At 72.7% G+C, this 18969-nt stretch carries 17 protein-coding genes; 11 read left to right on the forward strand and 6 right to left on the reverse strand.

Annotated features, from left to right (window positions below):
- Window positions 1-39: 39 nt before the first annotated feature.
- The 3 genes from gcvPB to gcvT all read right to left on the reverse strand — a co-directional run bounded on the left by gcvPB (window position 40) and on the right by gcvT (window position 4820).
- Complete coding sequence (gene gcvPB / locus M4486_RS07490) at window positions 40-3105, reverse strand: aminomethyl-transferring glycine dehydrogenase subunit GcvPB (RefSeq protein WP_249480525.1); 3066 nt, start codon at window positions 3103-3105, stop codon at window positions 40-42.
- Window positions 3106-3271: 166 nt separating this feature from the next.
- On the reverse strand, window positions 3272-3643 hold the full coding sequence (gene gcvH, locus M4486_RS07495) for a glycine cleavage system protein GcvH (protein ID WP_249480526.1): 372 nt from the start codon (window positions 3641-3643) through the stop codon (window positions 3272-3274).
- 52 nt (window positions 3644-3695) lie between these two features.
- Window positions 3696-4820, reverse strand: coding sequence for a glycine cleavage system aminomethyltransferase GcvT (gcvT, locus tag M4486_RS07500; protein ID WP_249480527.1), 1125 nt, complete (start codon window positions 4818-4820; stop codon window positions 3696-3698).
- A gap of 122 nt (window positions 4821-4942) precedes the next feature.
- Between gcvT and M4486_RS07505 the strand changes: the two genes are divergently transcribed.
- The 3 genes from M4486_RS07505 to M4486_RS07515 all read left to right on the forward strand — a co-directional run bounded on the left by M4486_RS07505 (window position 4943) and on the right by M4486_RS07515 (window position 7264).
- The gene (locus M4486_RS07505; RefSeq protein WP_152353406.1) at window positions 4943-5518 is read left to right on the forward strand and encodes a GNAT family N-acetyltransferase; all 576 of its coding nucleotides are present in this window, start codon (window positions 4943-4945) and stop codon (window positions 5516-5518) included.
- A gap of 121 nt (window positions 5519-5639) precedes the next feature.
- On the forward strand, window positions 5640-6497 hold the full coding sequence (locus M4486_RS07510; protein WP_249480528.1) for an aldo/keto reductase: 858 nt from the start codon (window positions 5640-5642) through the stop codon (window positions 6495-6497).
- The gene (locus tag M4486_RS07515) at window positions 6494-7264 is read left to right on the forward strand and encodes an SIR2 family NAD-dependent protein deacylase (RefSeq protein ID WP_249480529.1); all 771 of its coding nucleotides are present in this window, start codon (window positions 6494-6496) and stop codon (window positions 7262-7264) included. Before M4486_RS07510 ends, M4486_RS07515 begins: the two co-directional genes overlap by 4 nt.
- Window positions 7265-7335: 71 nt before the next feature.
- Here M4486_RS07515 and epsC read toward each other — a convergent pair whose 3' ends face one another.
- Both epsC and cysK read right to left on the reverse strand, forming a co-directional pair.
- Window positions 7336-8016: a serine O-acetyltransferase EpsC gene (gene epsC / locus M4486_RS07520; protein ID WP_249480530.1), complete on the reverse strand. Its 681-nt coding sequence runs from the start codon at window positions 8014-8016 to the stop codon at window positions 7336-7338.
- Between the two features lie 7 nt (window positions 8017-8023).
- Complete coding sequence (gene cysK / locus M4486_RS07525) at window positions 8024-8953, reverse strand: cysteine synthase A (RefSeq protein WP_249480531.1); 930 nt, start codon at window positions 8951-8953, stop codon at window positions 8024-8026.
- 153 nt (window positions 8954-9106) lie between these two features.
- Between cysK and M4486_RS07530 the strand changes: the two genes are divergently transcribed.
- Complete coding sequence (locus M4486_RS07530) at window positions 9107-10717, forward strand: DUF5129 domain-containing protein (protein WP_249480532.1); 1611 nt, start codon at window positions 9107-9109, stop codon at window positions 10715-10717.
- A 22-nt stretch (window positions 10718-10739) separates the two neighbouring features.
- Here M4486_RS07530 and trpS read toward each other — a convergent pair whose 3' ends face one another.
- Complete coding sequence (gene trpS, locus M4486_RS07535; RefSeq protein WP_152353641.1) at window positions 10740-11801, reverse strand: tryptophan--tRNA ligase; 1062 nt, start codon at window positions 11799-11801, stop codon at window positions 10740-10742.
- Window positions 11802-11864: 63 nt separating this feature from the next.
- Here trpS and M4486_RS07540 point away from each other — a divergent pair, with 63 nt between their 5' ends.
- The 7 genes from M4486_RS07540 to M4486_RS07570 all read left to right on the forward strand — a co-directional run bounded on the left by M4486_RS07540 (window position 11865) and on the right by M4486_RS07570 (window position 18962).
- Window positions 11865-12017, forward strand: a complete 153-nt coding sequence (locus M4486_RS07540) for a hypothetical protein (RefSeq protein ID WP_249480533.1) — start codon at window positions 11865-11867, stop codon at window positions 12015-12017.
- A gap of 53 nt (window positions 12018-12070) precedes the next feature.
- The gene (locus tag M4486_RS07545) at window positions 12071-13330 is read left to right on the forward strand and encodes a carboxylate--amine ligase (protein ID WP_249480534.1); all 1260 of its coding nucleotides are present in this window, start codon (window positions 12071-12073) and stop codon (window positions 13328-13330) included.
- 122 nt (window positions 13331-13452) lie between these two features.
- Complete coding sequence (locus M4486_RS07550) at window positions 13453-14730, forward strand: carboxylate--amine ligase (protein WP_249480535.1); 1278 nt, start codon at window positions 13453-13455, stop codon at window positions 14728-14730.
- Between the two features lie 118 nt (window positions 14731-14848).
- On the forward strand, window positions 14849-15331 hold the full coding sequence (locus tag M4486_RS07555; protein WP_249480536.1) for a YbhB/YbcL family Raf kinase inhibitor-like protein: 483 nt from the start codon (window positions 14849-14851) through the stop codon (window positions 15329-15331).
- Window positions 15332-15707: 376 nt separating this feature from the next.
- A complete protein-coding gene (locus M4486_RS07560) occupies window positions 15708-17099 on the forward strand; it encodes a glycosyltransferase (RefSeq protein WP_249480537.1) in 1392 nt (463 codons plus the stop codon).
- 7 nt (window positions 17100-17106) lie between these two features.
- Window positions 17107-17853, forward strand: a complete 747-nt coding sequence (locus M4486_RS07565; protein ID WP_249480538.1) for a TVP38/TMEM64 family protein — start codon at window positions 17107-17109, stop codon at window positions 17851-17853.
- Window positions 17850-18962, forward strand: coding sequence for a glycosyltransferase family 4 protein (locus M4486_RS07570; RefSeq protein WP_249480539.1), 1113 nt, complete (start codon window positions 17850-17852; stop codon window positions 18960-18962). Before M4486_RS07565 ends, M4486_RS07570 begins: the two co-directional genes overlap by 4 nt.
- The last annotated feature ends 7 nt before the right edge of the window (window positions 18963-18969 follow it).

Here is an 18969-nt window from a genome sequence, read left to right on the forward strand (position 1 = left end):
ATGACACGCGGGTTCATGCGGCCGCGGGACCGCGGCGCCTCAGGACTCCGCGTACGCCTCGGGGCTCTGGCAGGTGCAGACGAGGTGGCGGTCGCCGTAGGCCTGGTCGACGCGGCGCACCGGCGGCCAGTACTTCGCGGCGATCCGCATCTGCACGCTGTCGTGGCGACGGCCCTGCGCGATGCTCTCCCGCGAGGCGTGCACGCCCGGGTAGACGGCGATCTCCCGCGAGTACGGGTGCTCCCAGTCGTCCCGGGCGATCGCCTGCGCGGTGTGGGGCGCGTTCACCAGCGGGTTGTCGTCCTTCGGCCAGGCGCCCGAGGCGACCTGCTCGGCCTCCTCGGCGATCATCAGCATCGCGTCGACGAAGCGGTCCAGCTCCGGCAGGTCCTCGGACTCGGTGGGCTCGACCATGAGCGTCCCCGCCACGGGGAAGGACATGGTGGGCGCGTGGAAGCCGTAGTCGATGAGGCGCTTGGCGACGTCGTCGACGGAGATCCCGGTGCGCGCCGTGAAGGGGCGCAGGTCGAGAATGCACTCGTGGGCGACGAGCCCGTTCTCCCCGCGGTAGAGGATGTCGAAGACGTCCTTCAGGCGCGCGGCGACGTAGTTCGCGGCGAGCACCGCGGAGGCCGTCGCGTGCCGCAGGCCCGCCCCGCCCATCAGGCGGATGTACGCCCACGGGATCGGCAGGATCGACGGCGAGCCGTAGGGGGCCTGGGAGACCGGGGCGCCGCCGTGCACGGTCGCGGGGTGCCCGGCGACGTAGTGCTCGGGGTTCTGCATGAGCGGATGGCCCGGCAGGAAGGGCGCGAGGTGCGCCTTGGCCGCGACGGGGCCGACGCCGGGGCCGCCTCCCCCGTGGGGGATGCAGAAGGTCTTGTGGAGGTTCAGGTGGGAGACGTCGCCGCCGAACTCGCCGGGGCGGGCGACCTCGACCATGGCGTTCATGTTCGCGCCGTCGACGTAGACCTGGCCTCCCGCGTCGTGCACGAGCTCGCACACGGTGCGCACCTGCTGCTCGTAGACGCCGTGGGTGGAGGGGTAGGTGATCATGATGGCGGCGAGCTCGTCGCCGTGGTCCTTGATCTTCTGCTGGAGGTCGTCGACCTCCACGTTGCCCTCGGCGTCCGAGGCCACGACCACGACGCGCAGGCCCGCGAGGACCGCGGAGGCGGCGTTGGTGCCGTGGGCGCTCGCGGGCACGAGGCACACGGTGCGCTCGGAGTCGCCGCGCGAGAGGTGGTAGGCGCGGATCGCGAGCAGCCCCGCGTACTCGCCCTGGGAGCCGGCGTTGGGCTGCAGGGAGACGGTGTCGTAACCGGTGATGTCGGCGAGGAAGCGCTCAAGGGAGTCGATGAGCTCGAGATACCCCTCGACGTCCTCGCGCGGGGCGAAGGGGTGCACGGCGGCGAACTCCGGCCAGGTGATCGCGCTCATCTCGACGGCCGCGTTGAGCTTCATGGTGCACGAGCCCAGCGGGATCATGCCGCGGTCCAGCGCGTAGTCCTGGTCGGAGAGCCGTCGCAGGTAGCGCATGAGAGCGGTCTCGGAGTGGAAGGAGGAGAACACCGGATCGGCGAGGTAGGCGCTCGTGCGGTGCAGCTCGGCGGGCCAGCCCGCGCCGATCTCCGGGAGCCCGTCCTCGTCGACCGCCTGCGAGGAGCCCGACCCGTCGGTCGACGCGTCGGGCGCGGCCGGTTCGGACGCGGCCCCGCCGGCCGCGATCCCGCCGGGGACCGAGGACTCCGCGGGCGCGAAGCCGTCGATGACGCCGACGAGGGCCTCGAGATCGCCGGCGTCGGTGGTCTCGTCGAGGCTCAGGCGCAGGGTGTCGGCGTCGACGACGCGGACGAGGTAGCCGGTCTCGGCGAGCGCGGCGGCGATCTCCTCGGCCCGGCCGGGGACGGCGACGGTGAGGGTGTCGAAGAAGGCGTCGTGCGCGAGGGGGAAACCGCTGCGGGCGAGCGCGGAGGCGAGGTCCGCGGTGCGCGCGGCGACCTGCCGGGCGATGCGGCGCAGTCCGTCGGGCCCGTGGTGGACCGCGTACATCGAGGCCATCACGGCCAGCAGCACCTGGGCGGTGCAGATGTTGCTGGTGGCCTTCTCGCGGCGGATGTGCTGCTCGCGGGTCTGCAGGGCCAGGCGCAGCGCGGGGTTCCCCTCGGCGTCCTGGGAGACGCCCACGAGACGGCCGGGCAGCTGGCGCTCGAGGCCCTTGGCGACGGACATGAAGCCGGCGTGGGGGCCGCCGAAGCCGAGCGGCACCCCGAAGCGCTGGGAGGAGCCGACGGCGACGTCCGCGCCGAGTTCCCCGGGCGGGGTGAGAAGGGTGAGGGCGAGCAGGTCGCTCGCGAGGATCATCTTGCCGCCGGCGGCGTGGACGGCCTCGGCGAGGGGCTGCGGGTCCCACACCAGGCCCGAGGCGGCGGGGTACTGGGCGAGCACGCCGAAGGCGCCGTCCGCGAGTGCCTCGGCGGCGGAGGCCGGGTCCTTGAGGTCGGCGCTGACGAGCTCGATGCCCACGGCCTCGGCGCGGCCGCGCACCACGGCCTCGGTCGCGCTGAACACGTCCTCGTCGATGACGAAGCGGGCGACCTTCGCGCGGGTCGCGCGCCGCGCGAGCAGCATCGCCTCGGCGGCGCTCGTGGCCTCGTCGAGCATCGAGGAGTTCGCGATCGGCAGGCCGGTGAGATCGGCGATCACGGTCTGGTAGTTCAGGAGCGCCTCGAGGCGGCCCTGGGAGATCTCCGGCTGGTAGGGCGTGTAGGCGGTGTACCAGGCGGGGTTCTCCAGCACGTTGCGCTGGATGGCCGCGGGGGTCACGGTCCCGTAGTACCCCTCCCCCAGCAGCGGCGTGCGCACCGTGTTGGCGCGCGCGAGCCCGCGCAGCTCGGAGAGCACCTCGGCCTCGCTCGCCCCGTCGCCCAGGGCGTCGTCGGTGCGGGGATCCAGCAGGATCGTCCCGGGCACGGCGGCCTCGAGCAGGGCGTGGAGGTCCTCGACGCCGACGGCCTCGAGCATGCGGCGCTGGGCATCGGGATCCGTGCCGACGTGGCGGTGGACGAAGGCGTCGTGGGGGAACGGGCTGGCGGTGCTGGTCATCGACGTGTGTCGCCTCATCGGGTGTCGCGGATGGGAGGGGTGCTGCGGTGCGGCCGGGCCCTGCGCCGAGGGCCCCGGCCGGAGCGGCCGACGGGCGGACCGAGGGATCGGGCGGCCCGTGGCCAGGGGACGACGGGGCGGCGCGGACGCGGCCCCGTCCGCCCGGTCACTCGCCGACGGAGTCCTTGTACTCGGCCTCCTGCATGAGGTCCGGCGGCAGGGAGAGGAAGGAGGCCTTGACGAGCCATCCGTCCTCGAACGGGGAGGAGTTCACGAGCTCCGGCGAGTCGACGACGGCCTGGTTGACCTCGGTGACGGTGCCGTCGAGCGGGGCGAACAGGTCGGAGACGGACTTCGTGGACTCGATCTCGCCCATCTCGGTGCCGGCGCTGATGCTCGCGCCGACCTCGGGCAGGTCCACGTAGACGACGTCGCCGAGCTGGCCGGCGGCGAAGTCGGTGACGCCGATGACGGCGATGCCGTCCTCGCCGACGCGGACCCATTCGTGGTCCTTGCTGTACAGGAGTTCGTTGCTCATGGTCGGTCCTTCCGGGACGGGGCGATGGTGGGGCTGGGAGCGGGAGCGGCGGTCAGGAGCGGCGGTAGAAGGGCAGGGCGGCGACGGTCGCGGGCAGGTCCTTGCCGCGCACGTCGATGACGACCTCCGTGCCCTCGGCCGAGGCCGAGCGGTCGAGGTAGGCCATGGCGATGGGGTGGCCGAGCGTCGGGGAGAGCACGCCCGAGGTGATCTCGCCCAGGTCCTGGCCCTGTGCGTCGCGCACGCGGGCGCCCGCGCGCCCGGCCCGTCGGCCCTCGGCGACCAGGCCCACGAGCACGGGCCTCCCGCTGGGGTCCGAGGCCTCGACGGCCGCGCGGCCCACGAAGTCGCCCTTCGAGGTGAGGGCGACGATCCGTCCCATGCCCGCCTGGGCGGGGAGGGTGTCGCGACCCAGCTCGTGGCCGTACAGCGGCATCCCGGCCTCCAGGCGCAGGGTGTCGCGACTGGCGAGGCCGCAGGGGGTGAGCTCGGCGCCGCCGGCGGCGACGACCGTGTCCCACAGGGCGCGCGCATGGGAGGAGGGGACGTAGAGCTCGAAGCCGTCCTCGCCGGTGTAGCCGGTGCGGGCGACCAGCAGCTCCTCGCCCTCGAAGGTCCCCGCGAGCACGCGGTAGTACTTGAGCTCGGCGATCTCCTGGACGCTGACGCCGGTGCGCGCCCCCACGAGGGCGCGGGTGACGATGTCGGCGCTCGCAGGGCCCTGCACGGCGATGAGGGCGACGTCGGCGGAGCGGTCGTCGACCTCGACGTCGAGCCCCGCGCTGCGCTCGCGCAGCTGCTCGGCGACGACGTCGGCGTTGGAGGCGTTGGCGACCACCAGGAAGCGCTGCTCCCCCAGGCGGTAGACGATGAGGTCGTCGACGATCCCGCCGTCCTCGGTGAGCATCAGCGAGTACTTCGCGCGACCTTCCGAGATGCCGGACAGCTTGCCGGCCAGGGCCCGATCCAGGGCCTCTCCGGCGCCGGGGCCGACGAGCTCGATCTCCCCCATGTGGCTGAGGTCGAAGATGCCCGCGTGCTCGCGCACCGCCCTGTGCTCGGCGAGATCGGAGCTGTAGCGCACGGGCATCTGCCATCCCGCGAAGTCCGTGAACGTCGCGCCCAGCTCCTCGTGCACCGCGTGCAGCGGGGTGGTGCGCTCCATGGCCTCGGGCATCTGCTCTCCTGATTCGTGCGGGGCTCTCCCTCGCAGGTGGGAGGGGTGAGCCGGGAGATTCGCGGCCGCGTCCTCGCGGCGCGGATCTCACTGTACCGGGGCCGGGCGGGTAGGCTGGCACGGTGACTCGGGAAGGTACGTGGGAATGGCCGATCACGATCCGCGGGCAGCGTGTCGTGATCCGCGCCCCGCACGACGGCGACCGCCCGGAGATGATCCGGCTGATGACCGACCCGATCACCCGCGAGTACCTCGGAGGGTCCGTCGACTACGCGTCCCGCCAGGCCCTCGAGCTGTCCCCGCTGGGGCTGAGCTGGGGGCACTGGGTGATCGACCGTGCCGACGACGAGGACCGCATGATCGGGTCCATCACCCTGGACTACGACCGCGGTGAGCTCGAGCTCTCCTACGCCCTGCTGCCCGAGGCCACCGGCCAGGGCCTCGCGGCGGCCTCGTGCCGCCAGCTGCTGGCCTGGGCGCAGGAGAACCTCGAGGACGACCACGTCATCGCCGTCACGCAGACCCGCAACAAGCGCAGCGTGGCCCTGCTGCAGCGCCTGGGCTTCACGGTGCGCCGCGGGCTCGAGGAGTTCGGCTCCCAGCAGCTGATGATGGAGCGCTCCCTGGAGACCGCCCTGCCCAGCGCCGAGGAGATCGCCGCCTTCGTCCCGCCCCACGCCCCCGCGTCCTGGCGCTGAGCGCCGAGGCCCTCCCCGCCGTCCGTCGCCCGCCGCTCCGCACAGCACCCGCTCCGCACAGCACCCGCTCCACAGCATCCCAAGCACAGCACTGCACGACCCACCGACCCAGGAGGTCCCCATGAGCACGTCGTCCGCAGCAGCCGCCCCGTCGGCCCCCACCCGCACCCTCGCCGACGGGACCGAGATCCCGCTCATCGGCTTCGGGACCTCCTCGACCAAGGGCGTCGAGGGCGCCGAGGCGATCGCCGCGGCCCTGCGCGGTGGCTACCGGCTCATCGACACCGCCGCCCAGTACGGCAACGAGGCGGCCATGGGCGAGGGCCTGCGCGCGAGCGGCCTCGATCCGGCCGACGTCTTCATCACCACGAAGGTCGCCGGCGGCGACCAGGGCCGCGAGGCCGCTCGCGGCGGGGTGCTCGAGTCCGTGCGCCGTCTGGGCCTGGACAGCGTCGACCTCGTCCTCATCCACTGGCCGAACCCCTCCCGCGGCCTGGCTCTGGACACCTGGCGCACCCTGCTGGACCTGCGCTCGGAGGGCCTGATCCGCCACGCGGGCGTCTCGAACTTCCGTCCCGATCAGCTGCAGGAGCTCTTCGACGCGACCGGCGAGTGGCCGGAGGTCAACCAGATCCAGCTCTCCCCCGCCCTCCAGCGCCACGACGCCGTCGCCTTCCACGACGAGCACGGCATCGTCACCGAGGCCTGGGGACCGCTCGGCGGCCGCGAGGGCCTCGGCGAGCAGTTCGCGATCCGGAAGGTGGCCGACAAGCACGGCGTCGCCGTCGCGCAGATCGCCCTGCGCTGGGCCGTCGACCAGGGCATCGTCGTGATCCCGAAGTCCGCGAACCCCGAGCGCCAGCGTGCCAACCTCGACCTGGGCTCCGTGGCGCTGGACGACGAGGACCGCGCCCTGCTCGCCACGCTGGACCTGGGCGAGGACGCCGCCTGGGACTCGAGGACCCACGAGGAGTGGTGACCCCCCGGTTCCGTCCGGACCCCTCGCAGCGGCTCGTCGTCCTCACGGGAGCGGGGCTCAGCGCGCGCACAGGGGTCGGCACCTTCCGCGGGCCCGACGGGCTTTGGGCGCTCTCGCCCGACCTCGAGAGCGCCATGCACGCCGATGCCCTCCCCGGCTCCCTGCCAGCGCTGTGGCGCGTGTGGGGCGGGATGGCGAAGGTCGCGGCGGATCACGGTCCCACGCCCGGCCATTACGCGATCGCCCGCATGGGCGCGCCCGTGATCACCCAGAACGTGGACGGCCTGCACCAGGCGGCGGGGTCCCGCGACGTGAGCGAGCTGCACGGCCGCGCGTACACGGCGGTCTGCACCGACCCGGACTGCACGTGGGAGGCCCCGCTGACCCCGGGCGAGGGAGATCGCGCCGAGGACCACGGCACGCCGTCCGTCTGTCCCGTCTGCGGGAGCCCGACCCGGCCCGACGTCGTGCTGTTCGACGAGATGCTCCCCGAGGCCGCGCTCTCGCGCGCGCAGGCCCTCGCGATCTCGGCCGACGTGTTCGCGGTGGTCGGCACCAGCGGCACCGTGTTCCCAGCCGCGGCCCTGGCCCCGCTCGCGCGCGAGCACGGCGCGACCACGGTGCTCATCGACATCGATCCTCCGCGCGACCCGTTCGTGCGCGCCGCCTTCGATCATGTGATCGCCGAGGACGCCCACCAGGTGCTTCCCGACTGGGAGCGCCATCGCGACGGCGCGACGAACCCCTTCCTGGAGCCCTTCGGCTGAGTGCGGCCCCGCACCCGGCGACTGCGCGCGGAGACCGCGAGGCGCGGGGCGCCCGGGCACGCGGCCGCTGCTCAGATCCAGATGGCGGGGTCGACGAGCTCCTCGGGATGGGCGCGCTCGCGGCGCACCCGCGCGGGGACCCCGACGGCGGTCGCATGCGCGGGCACGTCGGCGACGACCACCGCGTTGGCGCCGACCTGCGCCTGATCGCCGATCGCGACCGGGCCGAGCACGCGTGCACCCGCCCCGATGACGACGCCGTCGCCCACGGTCGGGTGGCGCTTCGTGCGCTCCATGGACCGGCCGCCCAGGGTCGCGCCGTGGTAGAGCATCACGTCGTCGCCCACCTCGGCGGTCTCCCCGATGACCACGCCCATGCCGTGGTCGATGAAGAAGCGCCGTCCGATGCGCGCGCCCGGATGGATCTCCACGCCCGTCACCGAGCGGGTGGCCTGGGCGAGCAGGAGCGCGGGCAGGCGCCCGCCGCGCCCCGCACCCCAGAGGCGGTGGGCGAGGCGGTGCGACCAGATCGCGTGCAGTCCCGGGGAGGTCAGCAGCACCTGCAGGTCGGAGGTCGACGCAGGATCGCGGTGGCGCGCAGCGGTCACGTCGTCGTGGACGGCCGCGAGCGCGCCGCGAAGGTCCGCGGCACCGGATCGTCCGTCTACCGGCGCGGTCGACGCGGCCGACGCGGCGGACCCGCGCACGAGCCCGCCGCGTCGGCCGCCGCGGACGCGGGAGAGGAGGCCCATGCGGACCTCAGTCCATGTACTCGGCGTACAGCGGGGTCGTGAGGTAGCGCTCGCCGAAGGAGGGCACGACCACGACGATCCGCTTGCCCGCGAACTCGGGGCGCGAGCCCACGCTCACGGCGGCCTCGATCGCGGCGCCCGAGGAGATGCCCACGAGCAGGCCCTCGGTGCGGGCGATCGAGCGGGCGCGCTCCATGGCGGTCTCCGCGTCGATGTCGATGACCTCGTCGTACACGTCGGTGTCCAGCAGCGCGGGCACGAAGTTCGCGCCGAGGCCCTGGATCTTGTGGGGGCCGGGCTGGCCGCCGTTGAGGATCGGGGACTCGGCGGGCTCGACGGCGACGATCCGCACGCCGGGCCTGCGCTCCTTGAGGACCTGGCCCACGCCCGTGATGGTGCCGCCGGTGCCGATGCCGGCGACGAGGACGTCGATCTCGCCGTCGGTGTCCTCCCAGATCTCCTCGGCCGTGGTGCTGCGGTGGATCTCGGCGTTCGCCTGGTTCTCGAACTGCTTGACCTGGACGCCGCCGGTCTCCGCGGCGACCTCCTGGGCCTTCTCCACGGCGCCCTTCATGCCCTTGGAGGCCTCGGTGAGCACGAGCTCGGCCCCGAAGGCGCGCAGCAGGGCGCGCCGCTCCTTGGACATGGACTCGGGCATGGTCAGGACGACCCGGTACCCGCGCGAGGTGCCGATCATGGCCAGGGCGATGCCGGTGTTGCCACTGGTGGCCTCGACGATCGTGCCGCCCTCCTCGAGCTCGCCGGAGCGTTCGGCCGCGTCGATCATGGCCACGCCGATGCGGTCCTTGACCGAGGCCGCGGGGTTGTAGAACTCGAGCTTGGCGACGACGTCGGCGACGACCTCGTCGCCCAGGTGATTCAGGCGCACGAGCGGGGTGCGGCCGACGAGCTCGGAGACGTTCTCGAAGATGGGCATGCGTGTTCCCTTCCGTCCGAGGCGGCGGTCCCGGCACACCGGCCCGCCACCCAAAGGTCTGCTTTAGGCGAGTATAAGGGCGCTCCCTGCGCAGGTGCAGGGACCGACGATCGGCGGGTCCGCCGTGCGCTCGGCGCTCCGTAGCGTGGAGCCATGGACCCGCATCCCCAGGCCCCGTCCGCTCCTCGCGCTCCCCGGGCGACGACCCGCGCCCCGGCCCCGTCGGCCCATGTACGCAGCCTCGTCCTCGTGCTCCTGGGCGCGCTCGCGCTGCTGGCGCTGCTCGCTCCCCTGCTGGCTCCTGGAGCGCATGCCGCTCCCCCGGGCTCGGTCGAGATCGACGACGAGCAGGGGGTGATCGATGATCCGGACGCCCTCCAGGGCCGGCTGGAGGGCATCGACCTCCGCGACGCCGCCGCTCCCGTCGACCTCAAGGTGGTCACTCTCGACATCGCCGCGCACGACGCAGACCCGTCGGCCGATACCGGGCTGAACGACGCGGTGCTGGACGACGCGAGATCCGAGCACCCCGACTGGATCGACGGCGAGAAGTGGGCCGACGGCGTCGTGATCCTCGCGATCGACCCGGAGCACCGGAAGGTCGGGACGTACGCCGGGGAGGACGTCAAACTCTCCGACGGCGACTTCGAGGACGTGCAGGACGCGATGAAGGACGACGCCTCCGACGGCGCCTGGGCCGATGCCTTCGAGGCGGGCGCCCAGAAGTACGCCGACCTGTTGGGGCGCCCCTGGTGGCGGAGCCCGGGCGCGATCATCGGCGCCTTCATCGCGCTCGTCGCCCTCGGCGCCGGAGCCGTGGCCGCGCTCGCTCGCGGCGCCGGCAGCCGCCGCCGGGTCCGCACCGCTCGTGAGCGCTTCGACGACGTGCGCGCGAAGCGGCAGGAGACCGATCAGGCCGCCTCCCGGATCCCGCGCGACTCCTCCTACGGCGCGACGATCCTCGCCGACGTCGAGGACTACCGCCGCGCGGTCGACGAGGCGGAGAGCACCTCCTCCGAGCTGCCCGCGCACCCGGGCCCGCTGTGGGGCATCGGCCCGGCGTCGGCGCGCCGCGCGAAGGAGTTCGAGAAGTCGGTCGAGGTCGCCGATCGAGCCGACGACACCATCATCGGCGCGGCCCGTCTCCTCGGCCGCACGGGAGACTTCCGGACCGCATGGCAGGAGGAGCGCAGGCCGTTGGACGAGTCGCTCGCCGCGGTCGAGCAGACCATCGCGGAGGTCCTCGACCCCGCCGACACCGACACCGACACCGACACCGACGGGCAGCAGAGCACCACGACGCACTCCGCAGCGGCCGCCGGCCTGCGCTCCACTGCCCAGCAGGTCTCGACCGATCTCGAGGAGGTCTCCACCGCCTACCTCGACGGCGGCATCAGCCCCGACGACGCACTGGAGAGGCTCGACGAGCTCACCGAGCGGCTGTCCGTGGCGAGCGAGCGCCTGCGCGAGGAGGCGATCGGCGCCCGCTCCAAGGACGATGACGAGGTCAAGGTGATGCGGGACGCCGAGCCCGAGCACTTCACCAGCGACTTCCCGACCTCGGTGCGCGGGCGACAGTTCGCCCGGCACCCGCAGGACTACGTCTCGGGCTACTCGCTGAGCCCCGTGCTGTGGACGGGCGCCTGGTACGGCGGCGCCACGACGGCGCTGGACACGCACCGCAATCCGCCGGCGTCCTCAGGGAGCACGAGCGGGTACTCGGGCGGCGGCTTCTCCGGAGCCGGCAGCTCGAGCAGCTTCTGAACCGGGGCCGTCGGCCGACGGGTCAGTAGACCATCCCCATGACCTCGCGCACGTGGGCGAGCGTCTCGTCGGCGGCGGCGTTCGCGCGCTCGTTGCCCGCGCGCAGCACAGAGAAGAGGTAGCCGGGATCCTTCTCGAGCTCGGCGCGGCGCTCGCGCAGGGGCGCCAGGTGCTCATTGAGGACCTCGGCGGTCATCACCTTGAGGGTGCCCGCGCCCTTGTCGCCGATCTCGGCGGCGATCTCCTCGGGGCTGCGCCCCGTGGACAGCGAGGCGATGGTCAGCAGGTTCGCGACCTCGGGACGGTTCTCGGGATCGAAGGTGATCTCGCGCTCGGAGTCGGTCTTGGCCTTCTTGATCTTCTTCGCGGTCTCCTCGGGGCTCATGCGCAGCATGACCGTGTTGCCCAGCGACTTGCTCATCTTGTGGCTGCCGTCGAGCCCCAGGATCGTGGGCGCCTCGGAGAGCAGCGCGTCGGGCTCGGGGAAGAACTGCTCCCCGCCCGCGTAGCGCTCGTTGAAGCGGCGGGCGACCACACGGGTCTGCTCGATGTGGGGCAGCTGGTCCTTGCCCACCGGCACCAGGTTCCCGTGGCAGAACAGGATGTCCGCCGCCTGGTGGACCGGGTAGGTGAGCATGAGCCCGCCCATCGCCGACTTGCCGGCGGCGGCGAGCTCGGCCTTCACGGTGGGGTTGCGCTCGAGCTCGGGCTGGGTGACGAGCGAGAGGAACGGCAGCATCAGCTGGTTCAGCGCGGGCACCGCGGAGTGCGTGAAGATCGTGGCCTGCTCCGGGTCGATGCCCGCGGCCAGGTAGTCGGTGATCAGCTCGCGCACCGAGCCCCGGATGTCGCCGAGCACCTCGCGGTCGGTGATGACCTGGTAGTCCGCGACGATCAGCCAGGTCTCCACGCCCGCCTGCTGCAGCCGCACCCGGTTGCGCAGGGAGCCGAAGTAGTGGCCGATGTGCAGCGCGCCGGTGGGGCGGTCCCCGGTGAGCATCCGCAGCCCGCTGGGGTTCGTGCGGATCTTCTCCCACAGCGCGTCGCTGCGGGTCTGCGCGCGGCGGTAGCTGGCATCGCTGATGCCGGCGGCGTCGGGGTTCTCGGGGGTCTGGGCCGTCTCGGTGGTCTCGGTGGTCACCGATCCATGCTATCGGCCCGGGGCGCCGGTCCCGACGCCCCTCCCAGGTGCTTCGCCGGGGCCCGCGTCCTCATCGCCTCCCACGAGGACGACGTGACCGGCCTGCGAGCGCTGCCCGCGGACACGCCCCTGTGGCTGCGCACCACCGGCGCACGCTGAGATCCGTGTCCCACCTGGGAGAGAACGCGTGAACGCCCGGTAGGATCCCACGCATGCCTTCGTCCCCCCCGACGGCCGATCCGGGCTTCGACGTCGTCGTGCTCGGAGCGGGTCTGAACACACTGAACCTCACGATCGCGTTCCATCAGGAGTACGGGATCGTGTCCACACTCGTGTGCCGCGTGCCCGTGGCGATGAACGAGCGCACCGTGACCGCGCGCAGCATCGTGCTGGGCGCGGACGCGAGCGACGAGGAGATGCGCGACGTGCTCGTCGAGCTCGCGCAGCAGCGTCCCGCGGGCCGCCCCGCGCTGCTGCTGTGCAACGCCGACTCGCTGGTCGCCTTCATCGACGCCCACCGGGCCGATCTCGAGGAGCACTACCTGCTCTCCCAGGTCGACGCCGCCCAGCTCGAGCGCCTCGCCGACAAGGCCGAGTTCCAGGAGATCTGCGCTGGCCTGGGCATCGCGACCCCGCCCACGAAGGTCGTGGACTTCGCGCGTGCCCGTGACGCGGACTGGGACGGGGAGGATCCGCTGCCCTGGGCCTACCCCTGCGTGGGCAAGGCCGCGAACACCGCCGAGTACGGCCGGGTGTCCTTCCCCGGCAAGCGCAAGGTGTTCTTCCTCGAGAGCGAGGAGCAGCGTCTGCGTCTGGTGCGCAGCCTGCGCGACGCGGGCTTCACGGGCCGCTTCCTGTTCCAGGACCTGGTCCCGGGGGACGACACCGCGCAGCGCTCGATCACCGCCTACCGCTCGAGCCGCGGACGCGTCACCCTGCTGTGCGCCGCACAGGTGCTGCTGGGCGAGCACACCCCGGAGGCCCTGGGCCGCCCGGCCGCGATGATCACGGGCGCCCACCCGCAGCTCGTCGAGGCCGCCTCGCGCTTCCTGGACGCGGTCGACTACGTGGGGTTCGCGAACTTCGACGTGAAGGTCGACCCGCGCACCGGCGAGCAGTGCTTCTTCGAGATCAACCCGCGGATCGGGCGCAACAACTACTACGTGACCGCCGCCGGCGAGTCCGTCGCCCGGCACATCGTCGAGGACCTCGTGCACGGTGAGGACATCGACCAGGTCGTGGTGACCCGCCCGGTGCTCTACACGATCCTGCCGGTGCGGCTCGTGCTGCGCTACGTCCGCGATGCGCACCTGCGGGCGCGCGTGAAGGACGTCGCCCGCACCGCGCTGGCGAATCCGTTCCTGTACCGTCCGGAAGGGGCCTGGATGAGGGCGTACGCCCGCACCTCGGGTCTCAACTTCGTGCGCAAGTACCTGCGCGTGTACCCGCGCCCGACCGACACCGGGTTCTGACGGGACAGGTCCCGTCCGACCCCTCGGTCACCCGCCCGTCGGCCGCCCAGCCCATCGGCCGCCCATCCCGTCGGCCCGCCATCCCGTCGGCCGCCCCACCGCCCGTCCGAAGGAGATCATCCATGGCTCCCGCCTCCTCGCGCTCCCGCGGCCCCGTCGAGCCTCGCGACGACTTCGACCTGGTGATGCTGGGCGGTGACATCGGGGTGTACGCCCTGGCCCGCGCCTTCCACGAGCAGTACGGGACGATCTCGCACGTCATCACCCGCAGCGTCTCGGGGCCGATCGCTGACTCGCGGATCCTGGTGGCCGAGGAGCTCGGCGCGAGCGCCACCGAGGACGACCTCGCCGCCGCCCTGCTGCGCCACGGCCGGGAGCGCGCCGCGCGGCGCCCGGGCGTCCCTGCGATCGTGCTCGCGAACGCCGACTGGCTGATCGCACTGCTCAGCGCACACCGCGAGGAGCTCGAGGAGTTCTTCGTGCTGCCGGTGCTGGACGAGAAGACCCTCCGCGACGTCTCCGACAAGGCGACCTTCTCCGAGATCTGCACGACGCTCGGCGTGAGCACGCCGGAGACCGTGGTCGTCGACTTCACCGGCGAGGGGCCGACGGAGATCCCGGAGCTCCCGTTCGCCTTCCCCGTCGTCGCCAAGCCAGCCCGCTCCTCCGCCTACACGCACGTGGAGTTCGCGGGGAAGAAGAAGGTCTACCACCTCACGGAGCCCGCCGAGCTCACGGACCTCGTGCACCGACTCGACGCGGCGGGCTTCGCCGACCGCTTCGTGGTCCAGGAGATGGTGCCGGGCGATGACACCGCCATGCGCTCGATCACCGCCTACGTCGACCAGGCGGGCCGGGTGACGCTGCTCGGCGGCGCGCACGTGCTGCTCGAGGAGCACACCCCCGGCGCCCTCGGGAACCCGGCCGCGATGTTCACGGCCGACCCGGGCGAGATCGCCGTGCAGGCCGTGGCGTTCCTCGAGCTCACCGGCTACCGCGGCTACGCGAACTTCGATGTGAAGGTCGACCCGCGCACGGGTGTCGCGAAGTTCTTCGAGGTCAACCCGCGCATCGGGCGGAACAACTACTACATGACCGCGGCCGGGGCGAACGTGGCGCGCGCGGTCGTCCGCGACGTCGTCGACCACGAGCAGATCGAGCGGATCGTCCCGGACGACGAGATCCTCTACTCGATCGTCCCCCGCCCCCTGCTCATGCGCTACGTGACCGAGCCCGGGCTGCGGGCCCGCGTGCGCCGCATCGCCCGCCACCGCACGGTGCACCCGCTGGCCTACGCCACCGAGGGCACGCGCCGTCGCGCCTACATCGCCGTCGCGATGGCCAACCAGGTCAAGAAGTTCCTCACGCACTACCCGCGCCCGTCCTCCAGCGGATTCTGAGCCGGGACCGACGAGCCCCGGGGTCAGCGCAGGAGGGACGCGCCGACGAGCGCAGGTCGAGCACTGCGACCGCCGGGGATCCTGTCGTCACCGGGCGAGCGTCCCGTAGCCTGGGCGCATGACCGACACCACGTTCTCCGTCACCTCGCAGGCCACTCCCGACGACTCCGTGGTCGCCGCCGCGCAGCTCGCGCCCGAGCTCGGCGGCACCTCGACCTCCCCGGACCTCACCTGGACCGGCGCGCCCGAGGGGACCCGGAGCTTCGCCGTCACCTGCTACGACCCCGATGCGCCGACGGGCTCGGGATTCTGGCACTGGGTCGCCTGGGACATCCCGGCCTCGACCACCTCGCTGGACCTCGGCGTGCCGCGCGAGAGCACCGATCTGAAGCAGGCGGCCAACGACTTCGGGCGCGTCGGCTACGACGGCCCCAACCCGCCCGCCGGCCCGCCGCACCGCTACGTCTTCTCGGTGCACGCGCTGCCCGTGGAGACACTGGGCGCCGACCCGTCGGACCCCCACGTGGGCGCGCGCTTCGCGATCTTCACCCAGCAGCTCGCGAGCGCCGACCTCACCGCCACCTACCAGGTCAGCGAGTGATCACCGCCTGAGCCGCTCCCCGGCGCGCGCCGGGGCGGACACCGGAGGTGGGGAAAGCCCGACATGGGCCCCACCAGGTGGCGGGATGGGAAGGGGCGCCGCGGGTGCGCAGACTCGGAGCATGACTCCTCGACACCCCGCCACCGCCCCGACCCGCTCCCCGTCATCAGGCCTTCCCCGGCGTGTCCCCCGCCGCACCCTCGACTCGCGGCTCCGGGACGCTATGGTCGGGACCATGCAGCGCTCACGTTCGTGCGAAGGGGGAGGCCAGGGCCGAGTGCCCGGGTCCGCCTCCGTCGCAGGATCATCCCTGGGGTGGACGCAGAGTGGACCTCCGACTGATGGGTCGGCCCCGGCTCCGGCGGAGGATGGCACCATGACACTGCTCGAGAGGTCCTCGTCCGCGCGGCACGTCGCGCGATCCGAGCGTCCGCTGAAGGTGCTCCTGACCACCGACTGGTGGGAACCCGCGGTCAACGGGGTCGTCGCCTCGGTGACCACGCTGCGTCGGCAGCTCGAAGCCCTGGGCTGCGACGTCCGCGTGCTGACCCTCGCACCCGGCCTGCGCTCCTCGTGCGAGGGCAAGGTCTACCGGCTCGGCTCGGTCTCGGCCTCGCTGTTCTACGCGAGCGCTCGCATCGGCACCATCCACCAGCGGCGCATCCTCGGGGCGATCAAGCGCTGGCACCCGGACGCGGTCCACTCGAACTGCGAGTTCACCACCCACGTGTGGGCCCGCCGCATCGCCCGCGATCTCGACGTGCCACTCGTGCACACGTACCACACGATCTACGAGGACTACACGCACTACTACTCCCCCAGCCGCACCATGGGCCGCAAGGCCGTCGCGGAGTTCTCCCGCCGACTGCTGGAGCGCACGGACGCGGTCATCGCGCCCACCGAGAAGGTCGCACACCTGCTCGAGGGCTACCGGGTGAGCCGCCCCGTGCACGTGATCCCGACGGGCCTGGACCTGGGGCGCTTCCGCCCCGCGCAGTCCTCCGCCGAGGCGGCCGACTCCGCCGCCCTGCGCGCCTCCCTGGGGATCGGCGCGCGCCAGAAGGTGCTGCTGAGCGTCTCCCGCCTGGCCAAGGAGAAGAACCTCGACCAGGTCATCCGCGACGTGGCCGCCGCCGAGCGCGAGGATGCCGTCCTCGTGCTCGTGGGCGACGGCCCCTACCGCGAGCACCTCGAGCACCTGGTCGCCGACCTCGGCATGGAGAAGCGCGTGCGCTTCGCCGGCGCGATCGACCCGCACGAGGTCCCGCGCTGGTACCGGATGGCCGACCTGTTCGTCTCCGCGTCCCGCTCGGAGACGCAGGGCCTCACGTACATCGAGGCCCTCGCCTGCGGGCTCCCGCTGCTGTGCCGCCGCGACGACTCCGTCGCCGGAGTGCTCGTGGACGGCGAGACCGGCTACGCCGTGGAGGACTCCGCCGAGTTCGGCGCCCGCCTCACCTCGCTGCTGGACGACGAGATCGGCATCGAGAGGATGTCGCACCGCGCCCTCCAGCACGCGCGCCGCACCTGCGGCGCCGAGGCCTTCGGCGCTCGGGTCCTCGAGGTCTACCGCACGATGCACCTCGAGCGCAGCCGGGCAGCGGCCCCGTCGACCGCGTCCACCGCGTCGTCATCGGCTCGCGGCCTCGCGCCCGCTCTCGGAGCGCACCTCGCCGACTCCTCGGCGGGAGCCCCGGGCGTCGAGGTCCCGGCACCGGCCGCTGAGAGCGGTCCGCACGGCGCCGCGTCGCACCTCCTGAACGCCTGAGGCGACCATGAGCACCACGATCCCGGGGCGCACCACGCGCCCCGCCCGTCCTGCGCGCCCTGCTGTCCTCGAGCGTCCTGCGACCGGCCCGTCCGTCAGCTCGTCAGCCGTATCGCCGGCTCCGACAGACGCGGCTGCCGCTGTCACCGGTGACACGTCCGCCGCTCCCCGTCGCGATCCGCTGCGGGTGGCGGTGCGCCTCGCGCCCCTGCTGGGCCTGCTCGCCTGCGCGGGCGCCGTCATCTGGGGCCTGCGCGCCGGCGTCCTGGACTCCCAGGAGCACCTGCAGTCCTTCATCGACTCGCTGGGGGCCTTCGGACCCGTGGTCCTGGTGCTGCTGAGCGGGGCGAGCGTCGTCTTCCCGATCATCCCCGGCGGGATCCTCGTGCTCGCGGCGCCCGTGCTGTTCGGCCCGGTCGAGGGCACGCTGCTGAGCTACCTCGCGGTGTGCGCGGGCTCCTTCGCGAACTTCGCGATCGCCCGCCACATGGGGCTCGGGCTCATCGAGCGCGCGTTCAGCGAGAGCACGGTCGAGAAGTACCTGGGGTGGACCCGCAGGCCCCGCTTCACGACCCTGTTCGCGACCGCGATCGCCCTGCCCGTCGCGCCGGACGACCTGCTGTGCTACCTCGCGGGCACGACCCGCATGCGCTGGCGCACGTTCGCGCTGATCATCCTCGCGTGCAAGCCCTGGGCTCTGCTCGCGTACGGACTGGGCGTGAGCGCCCTGCTGATGAAGGTGGTGCCCTGGTGAGCGGCGACGACACGACTCCTGCGCGTCTGCGCGTGCTGATCCCCAAGGGCCTGGCGGCCCTCGCCGGTCAGTCCGGGATCGGCGAGGCCATCCGTCATCAGCGCCGTGCGGTCGAGGCCCTGGGGCACGAGGTCGTCACCTCGCCCTTCGCGGACTACGACGTCGCGCACCTGAACACCCCCTTCCCGGACACCCCGCTGCTCGCGGCGCTCTCGCACCTGCGCGGGCGCCCGGTGATGATGTGGGCGCACTCGACCGAGGAGGACTTCCGGGACTCGTTCACGGGAGCGAACCGGATCGCTCCCTGGTTCCGGCGCTGGATCGCGTGGATATACCGCCGCGGGGACGCGGTCGTCACGCCCACGCAGTACGCGCGCACGCTGATCTCCCGGCCCCGCTACAAGATCTCCCGGCGCATCCACGTGCTCTCGAACGGGGTCGACACCGGCTTCTTCGCGCGCCGCGACGGGGACCGCGCTGCACTGCGCGATCGTCTGGGACTGGCGCCCGAGGCACCGGTGGTGATGAGTGTGGGCATCCAGATGGTCCGCAAGGGGATCCTCGAATGGGTGGAGCTCGCCCGAGCGATGCCCGAGGTCACCTTCGTCTGGTACGGCCGCACCGACCCGCGTCTGATCACGAAGGACGTCGCCGCCGCGGTCGCCTCCGCGCCGTCCAACGCCCGCTTCCCGGGGTACGTCACCCCGGACGTGCTGCGCGAGGCCTACGCCGGGTGCGACGCCTTCTGCTTCCTCACCAAGGAGGAGACCGAGGGGATCGTGCTGCTGGAGGCCCTTGCCTGCCGCGCCCCCGTGCTGCTCTCGGACATCCCGATCTACGAGGAATGGCTGCCGGACGGCGAGGTCGTCCACAAGGTGCCCGTGCCCGCCTCGAGCGCCGTGAACGGCGGCTCGGACCAGGCGCTGCGCGCCCGGCGCAGCGCAGCGCAGAAGATCGCCGAGCGCCTGCGGCGGCTCCTCGACGGGGATCTCGCCGACCTCTCCGCGGCGGGCCGCGCCGCCGCCGAGGCGGTGGACATGCAGGAGGTCGCCGCGCAGCTGCAGCGCATCTACGACCAGGAGGGCGTCACCCCGCGTCGTCCTCGCTGAGGGCGGG

This window comes from Brachybacterium kimchii (assembly GCF_023373525.1).
Taxonomy (GTDB): domain Bacteria; phylum Actinomycetota; class Actinomycetes; order Actinomycetales; family Dermabacteraceae; genus Brachybacterium; species Brachybacterium kimchii.